This is a genomic window from Bacillus sp. FSL W8-0770 (genome assembly GCF_038008705.1).
GTDB lineage: Bacteria > Bacillota > Bacilli > Bacillales > Bacillaceae_G > Bacillus_A > Bacillus_A cereus.
This window is the reverse complement of the sequence record NZ_JBBOZR010000001.1, coordinates 3,465,122-3,477,123: the sequence shown is the minus strand read 5'-3', so window position 1 is coordinate 3,477,123 and position 12,002 is coordinate 3,465,122. Positions and strand designations below refer to the sequence as shown.

Below are 12,002 nucleotides of genomic sequence, written 5' to 3'. Positions count from 1 at the left end.
ATAAAGATAAAAGGAGAGCACGTCGAGTGTTCTCCTTTTATTATGGAACTTCATAGGGGGAAGCGGGATGAGTGAAACGCTACTCGTTATTATTAGTATATTACTATTTTTAATGTTGCTTTTAATCGTCTTTTTTATCATTACATTTTTTATAAAAAAACGAACACACCATTCTATTTTAAAATTACATCCGTACTTAGGAAGAATGCGCTACTTACTGGAAAAGATAGGGCCTGAATTTCGACAATATTGGTTTGATCATGATACGGATGGAAAGCCTTTCTCACGTTATGATTTTCAAAGTGTTATGTTTTTAGCGAAATATCGCTCTGAAATACTTGGTTTTGGATCAAAACGAGATTTTGAAGCTTCTGGATATTATATTGCTAATACATTATTTCCGATATTAACTGAGGAATTAAGTGTGAATCTCACGCAAGAGCGGGAAGGTAAAAAGTACGTGATTCATAAAGAAGGGTTATTTTCAAGAAGAGAAAAATTGACAGCGGATACAACGAATCTTTGGCTGTACGAAGAAGATGATGCAATTATAGTCGGTGAGAACCGTAAATATCCGTGGAAGCTACATGGCATGTTTGGTGCATCTGCGACTTCTTACGGTGCGATTGGAGAAAATTATATTTTAGCGAGTGGTTTTGGAGCAAAAATGGCAGGCGGATCGTGGATTAATACGGGTGAAGGTGGCGTTATTCCAGAACATTTACATACAGGAGCGAATATCGTTGCGCAAATTGGTCCAGGGTTATTTGGATACCGTGATGAAGACGGTAATTTTTCAATGGGAAAATTCATGGAGAAAGCGAAAGAAAGTAATATTAGAGCATTCGAATTGAAATTTGGGCAAGGTGCTAAAATACGTGGTGGTCATTTAGAGGGACAAAAAGTAAATGAGAAAATTGCTTTTGTTCGCAACGTCCGAAAGGGAGAGACGATTAATTCACCGAATCGATTTTCATTTTTAAAGAATGCAGCGGATACACTTTGTTTTATTCAACAGTTGCAAGAAAACAGCGGTAAACCAGTTGGAATGAAAATTGTAATTGGTCAGCAGGAGCCTTTGGAAGATTTAATAAAAACAATGAAAGAACTAAACATTTACCCAGATTTTATTACAATCGACGGTTCAGAAGGCGGGTCAGGGGCAACGTATAAATCGATGGCAGATTGTATGGGACTGCCGCTTATTCCAGCATTACTTACATTTATTGATACAGCAAACCATTATGGTGTCCGTAACAAGTTTAAAGTATTTGCATCGGGTAAATTAATCACACCAGATAAAGTGGCGATTGCTTTAGCGATTGGGGCGGATGCTGTAAGTTCAGCCCGCGGATTTATGATGGCAAGCGGCTGTATTATGGCCCTTCAATGTAATTCTGGCCAATGTCCATCTGGTGTAGCCACGACGAATCCGCATTATCAAAAAGCGTTAGATCCGTATGAGAAGAAGTGGCGAGTCATGAATTATATTATTAGTATGAGATATAGTTTATTTTCATTAGCGGCAGCGGCGGGAGTGAAGAGCCCGCGCCATTTAACTAGAGAGCATATTGTGTTTAAAGACGAGGTGGGGAGAGTAGTTCCACTTTCGGAATTGTTTCCTATAGTAAATCAAACCTAAAAGTATATTTGATATGTAAGATTTTTTAGAGGAATAATCATATTTTTGGAAAGATTAGGAGTATAATAGGGAAGTATTTTTGAAAATGACTATTTTTAGGGAGAGATTCACTTGCAGCAAGGTTCGTACAGTATTACAATTTTTTTACTCGTCATAGGGCTCGTTATATTTAGACGCATGCGCTCTATGAATCGACCAATTAATAATAAAGGAAGACGACTACTATTGCCATTATTCTTTTTATTACCAGGTTTTTCTTTATACGCAGCACCGATACAACTTGCTGGTTGGCAAATTGGTATAGCTGCTGGGATCGGACTGTTATTATCAATTCCACTTATTATTTTAAGTGGGTATGAAGTCAGAGAAGATGGTCAAATTTATGCAAAAAAAAGTATCGCTTTTATTGCTACATTTTTAGTTATCGTTCTTTTACGTGCTTATTTTAGAAGACATTTACAAGGTCTAGATCCAAAGTCAATCGGCATTCTTTTCTACACTCTTGCGGTTTGTTATATAGTACCTTGGCGTATTGGATGCTATATGAAATTTCGTAAAGTATATGTAGAGAAAGCGAAATTTGAGACATCAATAAGCTAAAAGTCATACATTTGTATGGCTTTTAGTTTTTAAAATTTATCGGGTAATGGAATGAAAATAAGGTGTGAAAAAACCCTCTTTAATTTTCTGAATATTATTACTTTAATTTCTTGAAAAATCATTGTAATCCACTGGGATAAAGGCGTTTATAAAGGTTTTCACGTGTAATGAAAAGTGCTCATTCACTTGAAAGAACAAAAAATGTTTGTTAAGGTAGGGAACCATAAGCGAAAACAAGAAAATAGAAAAAGTCATTTTTCGAAATTTTGAATGGCTTATGGACTAAGGGAGAGATTTGGTGAAGATTGAAATTATGGTTTCGCTTGCTATTTATATGGCAGGTATGTTGTATATCGGATATTGGTCTTATAAGAAGACATCCGATTTATCAGATTATATGTTAGGCGGGAGGGGACTCGGTCCAGCAGTTACAGCTTTATCAGCTGGTGCTTCTGACATGAGTGGTTGGATGTTAATGGGATTACCTGGTGCGATGTATGCAACAGGATTATCAAGTGTATGGATTGCGATAGGTTTATTAATAGGTGCGTATGCAAACTATTTAATCATTGCCCCGCGTTTACGAACGTATACAGAAGTGGCAAATGATTCAATTACGATTCCAGACTTTTTAGAGAATCGGTTTAAAGATCGTACGAAAATACTTCGTTTTGTCTCCGCTGTCGTCATTTTAGTATTTTTCACATTTTATGCGTCGGCTGGTTTAGTTTCGGGTGGACGTTTGTTTGAAAATTCTTTTAACCTTGATTATAAAATTGGTTTATTTGTAACAGTGGGTGTCGTTGTTGCGTATACACTATTTGGTGGCTTTCTAGCCGTAAGTTGGACGGACTTTGTGCAAGGTTGTATTATGTTTATTGCGCTTGTACTAGTGCCAATTGTTGCCTTTACGGATGTCGGTGGTATAACAGAAACATTTAATACCATTAAGCAAGTCGATGCATCGCATTTAGATATGTTTAAAGGAACCACAATACTTGGTATTATTTCATTTTTAGCATGGGGCCTTGGATATTTTGGTCAACCACATATTATTGTCCGCTTTATGGCAATTACCTCTATTAAAGATTTAAAAACTTCTCGTAGAATCGGTATCGGTTGGATGACGATTTCAATTATAGGTGCAATGCTTACTGGTCTAATTGGTATCGCCTATTATGCTAAAAATAATACGACATTACAAGACCCAGAAATGGTCTTTGTAACATTCTCCAATATTTTATTCCATCCGTACATTACAGGATTTTTATTATCAGCTATTTTGGCTTCGATTATGAGTAGTATTTCCTCACAATTACTTGTTATTTCAAGTGCAGTAACGGAAGACTTCTATAAAACATTTTTCCGTCGTAATGCAAGTGACAAAGAACTTGTATTTATCGGTAGATTGTCAGTATTAGTAGTAGCTATGATCGCAGTTGTTTTAGCGTATCATCCAAGTGATACAATTTTAACACTTGTCGGTTATGCTTGGGCTGGATTTGGTTCAGCGTTCGGACCAGCCATTTTATTAAGTTTATATTGGAAAAGGACGAATAAATGGGGCGTTCTTGCAGGTATGATTGTTGGTGCAGTAGTTGTTATAGCATGGGTACAAATTCCAAGTTTAAAAGCAATTATGTATGAAATGGTACCTGGATTCTTCTGTAGTTTATTAACTGTTATTGTTGTAAGTTTATTAACGAAAGAACCCGTTAAGGCAGTTCATCGTGAATTTAATGAGATGGAAGCAGTACTGGAAGAAGAAAAGAAATGATTTGCAAAAAGAGTAAACGGTGAATAGCGTTTACTCTTTTTACATGTAAAATGAAAGTAAGGACTTATTGACAATAAAAAATAAGTAACTTATAATAAATCTTAAGTTCGAGATAAATAATGTTCATAATAAAAATTTATTATGGTTATAAATCGAACAAATATTTTTTACGAATTATCTTGAATTCAAGATAATTCAATAGATTAGACACCGATACGTAATTTTGTAATTAATATCTCGAATTCGAGATAAAATTATAATGACGGATTTTACTTTGTAGCATGGACAAAATTAATAATGAACTTAAATGTAAAAGAATTTTTATAATGAAATAAAAAAGGAGTGGAAGAAATGGAAAAGAAAACAATGGGAATCCATCATATTACAGCGATTGTAGGGCATCCACAAGAAAATGTAGACTTTTATGCTGGTGTATTGGGGTTACGTTTAGTGAAACAAACAGTGAATTTTGATGATCCAGGTACGTACCATCTTTATTTTGGAAATGAAGGAGGAAAGCCTGGAACAATTATTACGTTTTTCCCATGGGCAGGTGCTCGTCAAGGTATTATTGGAGATGGTCAAGTAGGAATTACGTCTTACGTTGTACCAAAAGGTGCAATGGAGTTTTGGGAAAATAGATTAGAAAAATTCGATGTTTCGTATACAAAAATGACTCGTTTTGGAGAGCAGTATTTAGAATTTGATGATCCGCATGGTTTGCATATAGAATTAGTTGAAAGAGAAAAAGGCGAATTAAATAATTGGAGTTTTGGAGAAGTTACACCAGAAGTAGCAATTAAAGGGTTTGGAGGTGCTGTTCTTTTATCTACACAGCCTCAAAAAACAGCTGAATTGTTAGAACATATTATGGGTCTTGAAAAAATTGGAGAAGAGGGTGAATTTGTTCGATTCCGTTCTTCTGCTGACATTGGAAATATTATTGATTTGAAATTATCAACAATCGGTCGTGGCCAAATGGGCGTTGGCACAGTTCATCATATTGCCTGGAGAGCGAGTGACGATGCTGATCAGCTAGACTGGAAAGAGCATGTGTCGCGTTTTGGATATCACGTAACTCCTGTACAAGATCGAAATTATTTTAACGCGATTTATTTTAGAGAACATGGTGAAATCTTATTTGAAATTGCAACAGATCCTCCTGGTTTCGCTCATGATGAATCGTTAGAGACGATGGGTGAGGAATTAAAGTTACCGGAACAATATGAACAACATAGAAAACAGATTGAACAAACGCTTTTACCATTTGAAGTGAGAAATTTAGATTAAAGTGATTGAAGGGGGAACAGGATTATGATGAAACATGTTTTTCAAAAAGGAAAAGATACGTCAAAACCAGTGTTGTTATTACTTCATGGCACAGGTGGTAATGAATTAGATTTACTACCACTTGCAGAAATAGTTGATCCGGAAGCGTCGGTATTAAGCGTTAGGGGAAATGTGTTAGAGAATGGGATGCCGCGTTTCTTCCGCCGATTAGCAGAGGGCATTTTTGATGAAGAGGATTTAATTTTCCGTACGAAGGAATTAAATGAATTTTTAGATGAAGCGGCTAAAGAATATAAATTCGATAGAAATAACATTGTAGCTATCGGTTATTCGAATGGGGCAAATATCGCAGCAAGTTTATTATTCCATTACGAAAATGCATTGAAAGGTGCTGTGCTTCATCACCCAATGGTACCAAGAAGAGGAATGCAATTAGCAAATTTAGCAGGGAAATCTGTGTTTATTGCTGCTGGGACAAATGACCCAATTTGTTCATCAGCAGAGTCAGAGGAATTGAAGATACTATTAGAAAATGCAAACGCGAATGTAACAATGCATTGGGAAAATCGAGGGCATCAATTAACGATGGGTGAAGTAGAAAAAGCAAAAGAGTGGTATGACAAAGCATTTTAAAAAAGAAGCATCTGCTAACGATTAGCAGATGCTTCTTTTTTATTTAAGACTGGATTGCAAGATGAGATGAAGAAAGTGGTAGCTCAATATCAACAATTGTACCTTCATTTAATTCGCTTGAAATGTGTAATTTACCATGATGTTCTTCAATTATTTTGTAACACATCATTAATCCTAGTCCTGTGCCTTTTTCTTTTAAACTATAAAAAGGTTCGCCTAGACGGGAGATACGATCTTCTGGAATGCCACAACCTTCATCGATAATTCGTATTAAGATGAAATTATCCTCTAATGGTTTTGTTTGGATGAAAATATTTCCGCCATTTGGCATCGCTTCTATCGCATTTTTTAATATGTTTATAAAAACTTGTTTTAATTGGTTGCCGTCACATTGAATATCATATACGTAATCAAAATGATCCATGATGATATGAACGCTATGCATAATTGCAGTCGGTAAAATAAATGTAACTACCTCTTCAATTAAAGTTTGTATGTTACAAGTTTGGATAGATAATACTTGTGGCTTAGACATCGCCATAAATTGACTCGTGATGGATTCCATTTGTGAAATCTCACTTAACATAACATCGATATACCATTTTTGCTCCTCATTTATTTCAGGGAGGAGCAATGTTAGAAAACCCTTTAGGGAAGTGAGTGGATTTCGAATTTCATGGGCAATTCCAGCTGTCAGTTGTCCGACTACTGCGAGCTTCTCAGATTTTCGTAGTAACTTTTCAGTTTCTTTTAGCTCAGTAACATCTCTCCCCATCACGATAAGACCTTTGCGAGAACCATCAGGATGATAAAGCGGAACTTTTGATATACTTAAGATTAAATCGAAATCATCTCTATGTATAATAAATTCCTCGCCATGAAGAATTTGTCTTTGTTGCCATGCTAGTTCATCGACTTCTTCACAATGTAAAAAAGCTTCTCGGTATGCTTCATTATATTGAATGAGTTCGCTATCTTTTTTCCCGTGGTAAGGTACATGATGGAAGTTGAAGCAAGAAAGTGCGTAGTCATTTGCCTCAAGCCAGCGCCCTTCATGATCTTTAAATATAACAAACGCAGGCATGGAATTTACTAATGTACGTAATCTCTTCTCACTTTCTTTTAGCATATTCTCAATTCTTTCTGATTTTTCAAGTGGCTTCATAATAGCGTATACACCAGTAAGACGATTTTGAACAAAAATAGGAACTAGTTTTGTCACAACATCTAATAAGAATCCATTTTTATGATAAATAGATAAGATATACTCTTGTTGATTATCCGCTTCAGTATTCTTTATATTTTGTAATACTTGCTCAGAAATATGGGCTCCTAAAATGGAGGTAATATTTTTCTGTTCTAATTCTAAAGAAGTGTAACCTAATATTCTTTCGGCAGAAGGATTTATATGTAGAATAACTCCTTCTAAGTTTAATGAAATAATACTATCAGGATTATGTTCGAACAGAGATGCGTACATTTCTGTTAATGAACGATCTTGTATATGGTTTCGCAAACGTCTAGAAATGTTCGGATGACGTTTTTTTTGAGTTGGTGAATATTTTTTACGACTCATAATAGTTCCTCCGTACAAATAGCATCTAAAAAGATTTGTCTATTCATAACTATAATATAGATGTGATGTGTATTTCTATAAAAAATGGAAGTTATAGAATAAATTTTGTTTTTTTATTTTTTTTGCAAAGTGAATGCAGGATGGTAATAAGGGGAGCTTATATTGTTTTATAAACCTTTTGTAAGTTACAGACGGCTGTTTTCCGTATAACATTAGGGTAGAGGAGGGGGAGAGAAAATGAAAAATTATATTCAAGGGATTGATCACGTGCAAGTAGCTGCACCTGTAGAGTGTGAAGAAGAGGCGCGTGATTTTTATGGGAATAAAATTGGTATGGTAGAAATTCCAAAGCCAGAAGAGTTGAAAAAACGAGGTGGATGTTGGTTTAAATGTGGAAATCAAGAAATCCATATTGGTGTCGAGCGGAACTTTACACCAGCTAAAAAGGCTCATCCAGCTTTTTATGTGAATGAAATTAATGAATTTAAGCAAACACTTATAGAGCAAGGTGTAAAAGTGATTGATGATTATGCACGGCCAGATGTAATTCGATTTTACGTATCAGACCCGTTTGGAAACAGAATTGAATTTATGCAAAATAAAGACTAGGTGTATTCCCACCTAGTCTTTAACTTCTTCTGAAAAGTCCTAACACTTCTACAGTTTCTGTAATATTAACGAATGCATTCGGGTCAATTTCAGAAATTGTAAGTTTCATACTTGCTAATTCTTCACGAGAAACGACCGTCATAAGTACACGCTTTTTCTCGCTTGAATAAGCGCCTTCGCCATCAAGTAACGTTATTCCACGTACAACAGTTGAAAGAAGCTGTTTTTTCATTTTTTCTGCTTCATTTGTTACAATCATAAGTGTAACTTTACGATGTTTTGTATGAACAGCATCAATTACTTTACCAGTTACATAAATTGAAAGTAAGCTTGTAAGTGCAACATCCCAGGTGAAGAAGAATCCTGCGATTATTACAACGACTGCATTTAAAATAATAAGGAATCCGCCAAGTTTAATGTCTCGCTTGCGGGATAAAAGCATACCGATAATATCAAATCCACCAGTGGATCCATTACAGTTAAAAACAAGACCAATACCAGCTCCGGCGATGACACCTCCGAAGATAGAAGATAACAATGGATCTGTTGCTACGACTTTTACTGGAACGTAGTATAATGCAACAGATAATACAACTACAGAGACAACTGTGTTAAAAATTACTTTTTTTCCAAGACCTATGTACCCTAAAATAAGGATAGGTAAGTTTAATACAAAGTTAATAATGCCTGTGTTTACAGGGGTTACAATCCCTAAAATAATAGCAATTCCGCCAATTCCACTACTTAAAATTTTGTGGGGGATAAGGAAAAGATTAAAGGCAACCGCAATAATAATAGAACCGATAATAACACCAAGGAATCTGACCATTTCTTTCCCGTCCTTCACTGAAAAATTCATATTATTTCAAGATTATATATGATATTGAAAGTTTTGGGTAAAAACAGTTTATTTTGGTAAATTAGATTAATCGAAAGAATTTGAGTATTTTATCATTTGAAAGGGGATACAGTTGTGAAGATAAAAACATATCAACAGAAAAGCCCGTTGAAGCAAGAATGTGAGGATTCTTATTTTTGTAATAAAGATAAAAAGATTTATGGTGTATGTGACGGTGCAACACCACTTGTCCCGTTTCGTGATGAAAATGGACATAATGGAGCATACATCGCTTCGCATTTATTTGCAAATTATTTTACTGCATTACGAGAGAATCATAGTTTACAATTTGCAGTTGCCAAAGCAAATGAAGCATTACAAAGCAAAATGTTAGAATATGAAGTAGACACGAGAAAAAAAGAGCATTTGTGGTGCACATGTATCGCGGCAGTTCAAATAGTTGGTGAGAAAATTGAATATGCGCAGCTTGGGGACTGTATGATTGTCGCAACTTTTCAAAATGGAACGATGCAAGTATTAACGAAAGACACAGTTGAAGGAATTAGTAAACGAGCAAAAAGGAAGAGGGAAGAAGATCGTAAAAAAGGGTTATCTGTACCAGAAGAATATGTTTTTCAAGATGTGCGAGAACAGTTAAAATACAATCGTTATCTTGCAAATATGCCAAATGGTTATTCAGTTGCAAATGGAATGAAAGAAGCGATACATTATTTACAACATGGTGAATTAGATATAGATGAAGTGAGTGGAATTTTTATTTGTTCAGACGGGTTATTCCACCCAGATTGGTCATTAGAACAAACTGTTGCATATATAAGAAAGAATAGTATAAACGAATATGTAGCAATCATTGAAAAGCTGGAAGGGGAAAAGAGAATAAAACCAGATGATAAAACGATTATTATGATTGATTTTTAAGAGGAGGCAGTTCAAATGGAAATTAAATATGTCAATCTAACATTTCAAGATGAATTAGTTCCTTTAGAAAAAGTAAATCAACTGATTATCCACCATACAGCTGAAGATGGATGGGACGTGTATAAAACGCATGAATTTCATCAAACTGTAAGAGGGTGGAGCGGGATTGGTTACAACTATTTTATCGAAAAGGACGGAACTGTAGTGGAAGGGCGAGGTTTACATATTGGAGCGCACGCGAAAGACCATAACCGCCATACAATTGGAATATGTATGACGGGAAATTTCGATAAATACGATCCAACTCCTGCACAAGTGAATGCATTATATTCTTTATGCAAAATGTTTATGAAGCAATTTGCTATAAAGAAAGAAAATATACTAGGTCATAGGGAGTTAGAAGGAGTTACAAAAAGCTGTCCTGGTAATCGTTTTTCTATGGTAGAGTTAAGGAAGGTATTATCTTAAATATAGAGGAGTAACAACGATGATGAATATAAAAATAACAAATGATAAAAAAGAAGAACTTGTAGCGCAAATTCAGCAATTTTTCGTTGAAGAAGATTTAGATGAAATTGGACGTTTCCAAGCAGAGCGTTTAATAGAAGAAATGGTTAAATTAGTTGGACCATTTGCATACAATCAAGCAATTGGAGATGCAAGAAAGCTTGTAAGTGAGAAATTAACGAATATCGAAGAAGATTTATACGTGTTAGAGAAGAATGAAGGAAAATAAAAAAAGAGCCGATGGGCTCTTTTTTATTTTTCTTTCTTATGTTCTTTATATTCATGTACTTTTTCTTTCACATTACCAACTGTATCTTTAGCAGTGCCTTTCACCTTATCCCATTTTCCTTCAGCTTGTAATTTCTTATTGTCAGTTACTTTCCCGACAACTTCTTTTACTTCACCTTTTACCTTATCAATGGCACCTTCTACTTTTTCTTTTAAACCATGATCATGTTTAGTCATACATTTCTCCTCCTTGTAGTTTGATTAGAATTCTCTTTTCATATTGCAAGTTGAATGATGTATCTAGTAATAGCGTAACAAATCTAGTTGGAATATTCAAATGATTAATAGGATAGAAAAGGAATTGTCATAAAATGTTTAAAAATGTAACGGAAGGAGAAAGAAAGTAAATTATAATATGTCTTTTGCGGTCCATATTGATTTTGTATAAGCAATTTTCATGTGGGCACGTTCCATGTTATTTTGACTGCCGCTACCAAAGCGGGCTTGGCCAACTATTAAATGACAATTTGTCGCTATAGCTTTTTCTATTCTTTTTTGAATTAATGCAGTATGACAGCCGTTACGTTGAAATTCTGGCAAAGTAGCAGAAGCAGCTAATGATGCGACACCCTTATTTATATACAGGACACCAATACTAGCAGGGATATTTTGAACTTCAGCTATGAAAAAATGCCATCCTGGTTCATTGTAAAGAATTTCATTATTTTGGCGCACACCATCTGTTGTAAAGGATGGCATATTAAATCCACGTACATAAATGTCTGCAAAAATATCAAAATCATTTTCTTTTAGTTTTCGTATTGTAATATTAGAAGGAAGAAGTGATGAACCCTCTCTCGGTATACTATACAAAGCAGTATGGAAGCTAGATTGATAAAACCCTTTTTGAGATAAGTATTGAAATAATTCAGTTGTACCTTGTGCTGGGGTAATTTCAAAACGACAAGTGATTTGTAGTGATTGATAATAAGAGATAATTTCATCTAACTCATCTGTATTTGTAAATGTAATACCTTTTACCGTATTAAAAGCAGGACCAGCAATTATTTTTGATGAAAAGGCAGTGGCACTACCGAATTTTTTCATTTGCACTTGCATTGGGTTTCCGCTCATTGTTTGTAGTCTCTCTAATTTAGAAGAGAGCATATCAATTTCTGCATTTTCAATTTCTGTTGCCATATCGAGTGTCATAACAGTAGTCATAAAATTCCTCCGTTAATAAATATATTTCATAGTACATATACGATTTTTGTTTTGAGATTCCTGTTGAAATGTGAGAGAATAAGAGGTTTTTTGGAAGGGAAATGGAAGTGAACTGTCGAAGGGAGTAGAAATAGATTAA

The 12,002-nt window shown here is 34.9% G+C and carries 13 protein-coding genes; 9 read left to right on the top strand and 4 right to left on the bottom strand.

Annotated elements, in window-relative coordinates; genetic code table 11:
• Nucleotides 1-67: 67 nt before the first annotated feature.
• The 5 genes from NST27_RS17820 (at nucleotide 68) to NST27_RS17800 (ending at nucleotide 5,942) form a co-directional block, all read left to right on the top strand.
• A complete protein-coding gene (locus tag NST27_RS17820) occupies nucleotides 68-1,642 on the top strand; it encodes an FMN-binding glutamate synthase family protein (RefSeq protein WP_000005161.1) in 1,575 nt (524 codons plus the stop codon).
• A gap of 111 nt (nucleotides 1,643-1,753) precedes the next feature.
• Complete coding sequence (locus NST27_RS17815; RefSeq protein ID WP_001183922.1) at nucleotides 1,754-2,242, top strand: cytochrome c biogenesis protein CcdC; 489 nt, start codon at nucleotides 1,754-1,756, stop codon at nucleotides 2,240-2,242.
• Nucleotides 2,243-2,540: 298 nt separating this feature from the next.
• On the top strand, nucleotides 2,541-4,019 hold the full coding sequence (gene putP / locus NST27_RS17810; protein ID WP_000687597.1) for a sodium/proline symporter PutP: 1,479 nt from the start codon (nucleotides 2,541-2,543) through the stop codon (nucleotides 4,017-4,019).
• 351 nt (nucleotides 4,020-4,370) lie between these two features.
• Complete coding sequence (locus tag NST27_RS17805) at nucleotides 4,371-5,309, top strand: ring-cleaving dioxygenase (RefSeq protein ID WP_000412731.1); 939 nt, start codon at nucleotides 4,371-4,373, stop codon at nucleotides 5,307-5,309.
• A gap of 24 nt (nucleotides 5,310-5,333) precedes the next feature.
• Nucleotides 5,334-5,942, top strand: a complete 609-nt coding sequence (locus NST27_RS17800; protein ID WP_000975484.1) for an alpha/beta hydrolase — start codon at nucleotides 5,334-5,336, stop codon at nucleotides 5,940-5,942.
• 43 nt (nucleotides 5,943-5,985) lie between these two features.
• Here NST27_RS17800 and NST27_RS17795 read toward each other — a convergent pair whose 3' ends face one another.
• Entirely contained in the window at nucleotides 5,986-7,518 is a 1,533-nt protein-coding gene (locus tag NST27_RS17795) for a BA3702 family sensor histidine kinase (RefSeq protein WP_000087657.1), read from the bottom strand.
• Nucleotides 7,519-7,755: 237 nt separating this feature from the next.
• Here NST27_RS17795 and NST27_RS17790 point away from each other — a divergent pair, with 237 nt between their 5' ends.
• Entirely contained in the window at nucleotides 7,756-8,127 is a 372-nt protein-coding gene (locus tag NST27_RS17790) for a VOC family protein (RefSeq protein WP_000800767.1), read from the top strand.
• A gap of 19 nt (nucleotides 8,128-8,146) precedes the next feature.
• On the opposite strand, the gene NST27_RS17785 is transcribed toward NST27_RS17790, so the two are convergent.
• Nucleotides 8,147-8,956 (bottom strand): YitT family protein, encoded by an 810-nt coding sequence (locus NST27_RS17785; protein WP_000251344.1) that lies wholly within the window; start codon nucleotides 8,954-8,956, stop codon nucleotides 8,147-8,149.
• A gap of 126 nt (nucleotides 8,957-9,082) precedes the next feature.
• On the opposite strand from NST27_RS17785, the gene NST27_RS17780 reads away from it, so the two are divergent.
• From NST27_RS17780 to NST27_RS17770, 3 genes are read left to right on the top strand one after another with little or no spacing between them, the layout of a single operon-like run.
• Nucleotides 9,083-9,904 carry a protein phosphatase 2C domain-containing protein gene (locus tag NST27_RS17780; RefSeq protein ID WP_033689224.1) on the top strand — a complete coding sequence of 274 codons (822 nt, stop codon included), beginning with the start codon at nucleotides 9,083-9,085 and terminating at the stop codon, nucleotides 9,902-9,904.
• Nucleotides 9,905-9,919: 15 nt separating this feature from the next.
• The gene (locus tag NST27_RS17775; RefSeq protein ID WP_000404193.1) at nucleotides 9,920-10,372 is read left to right on the top strand and encodes a peptidoglycan recognition protein family protein; all 453 of its coding nucleotides are present in this window, start codon (nucleotides 9,920-9,922) and stop codon (nucleotides 10,370-10,372) included.
• A 19-nt stretch (nucleotides 10,373-10,391) separates the two neighbouring features.
• Nucleotides 10,392-10,640, top strand: coding sequence for a DUF2164 domain-containing protein (locus NST27_RS17770; protein ID WP_000981079.1), 249 nt, complete (start codon nucleotides 10,392-10,394; stop codon nucleotides 10,638-10,640).
• Between the two features lie 23 nt (nucleotides 10,641-10,663).
• Here the strand turns inward: NST27_RS17770 and NST27_RS17765 are convergent, their stop codons facing one another.
• Entirely contained in the window at nucleotides 10,664-10,876 is a 213-nt protein-coding gene (locus NST27_RS17765; RefSeq protein ID WP_000160410.1) for a CsbD family protein, read from the bottom strand.
• A 171-nt stretch (nucleotides 10,877-11,047) separates the two neighbouring features.
• Nucleotides 11,048-11,863 (bottom strand): GNAT family N-acetyltransferase, encoded by an 816-nt coding sequence (locus NST27_RS17760; protein WP_000214348.1) that lies wholly within the window; start codon nucleotides 11,861-11,863, stop codon nucleotides 11,048-11,050.
• Nucleotides 11,864-12,002: the final 139 nt, after the last annotated feature.

Excerpts from the sequence above, each read along its gene's own strand:
- NST27_RS17760 (WP_000214348.1), bottom strand. The coding sequence starts at position 11,863 with ATGACTACTGTTATGACACTCGATATGGCAACAGAAATTGAAAATGCA.
- NST27_RS17820 (WP_000005161.1), top strand. The coding sequence starts at position 68 with ATGAGTGAAACGCTACTCGTTATTATTAGTATATTACTATTTTTAATG.
- NST27_RS17785 (WP_000251344.1), bottom strand. The coding sequence starts at position 8,956 with ATGGTCAGATTCCTTGGTGTTATTATCGGTTCTATTATTATTGCGGTT.
- NST27_RS17765 (WP_000160410.1), bottom strand. The coding sequence starts at position 10,876 with ATGACTAAACATGATCATGGTTTAAAAGAAAAAGTAGAAGGTGCCATT.
- NST27_RS17795 (WP_000087657.1), bottom strand. The coding sequence starts at position 7,518 with ATGAGTCGTAAAAAATATTCACCAACTCAAAAAAAACGTCATCCGAAC.
- NST27_RS17770 (WP_000981079.1), top strand. The coding sequence starts at position 10,392 with ATGATGAATATAAAAATAACAAATGATAAAAAAGAAGAACTTGTAGCG.
- NST27_RS17805 (WP_000412731.1), top strand. The coding sequence starts at position 4,371 with ATGGAAAAGAAAACAATGGGAATCCATCATATTACAGCGATTGTAGGG.
- NST27_RS17800 (WP_000975484.1), top strand. The coding sequence starts at position 5,334 with ATGATGAAACATGTTTTTCAAAAAGGAAAAGATACGTCAAAACCAGTG.
- NST27_RS17775 (WP_000404193.1), top strand. The coding sequence starts at position 9,920 with ATGGAAATTAAATATGTCAATCTAACATTTCAAGATGAATTAGTTCCT.
- NST27_RS17790 (WP_000800767.1), top strand. The coding sequence starts at position 7,756 with ATGAAAAATTATATTCAAGGGATTGATCACGTGCAAGTAGCTGCACCT.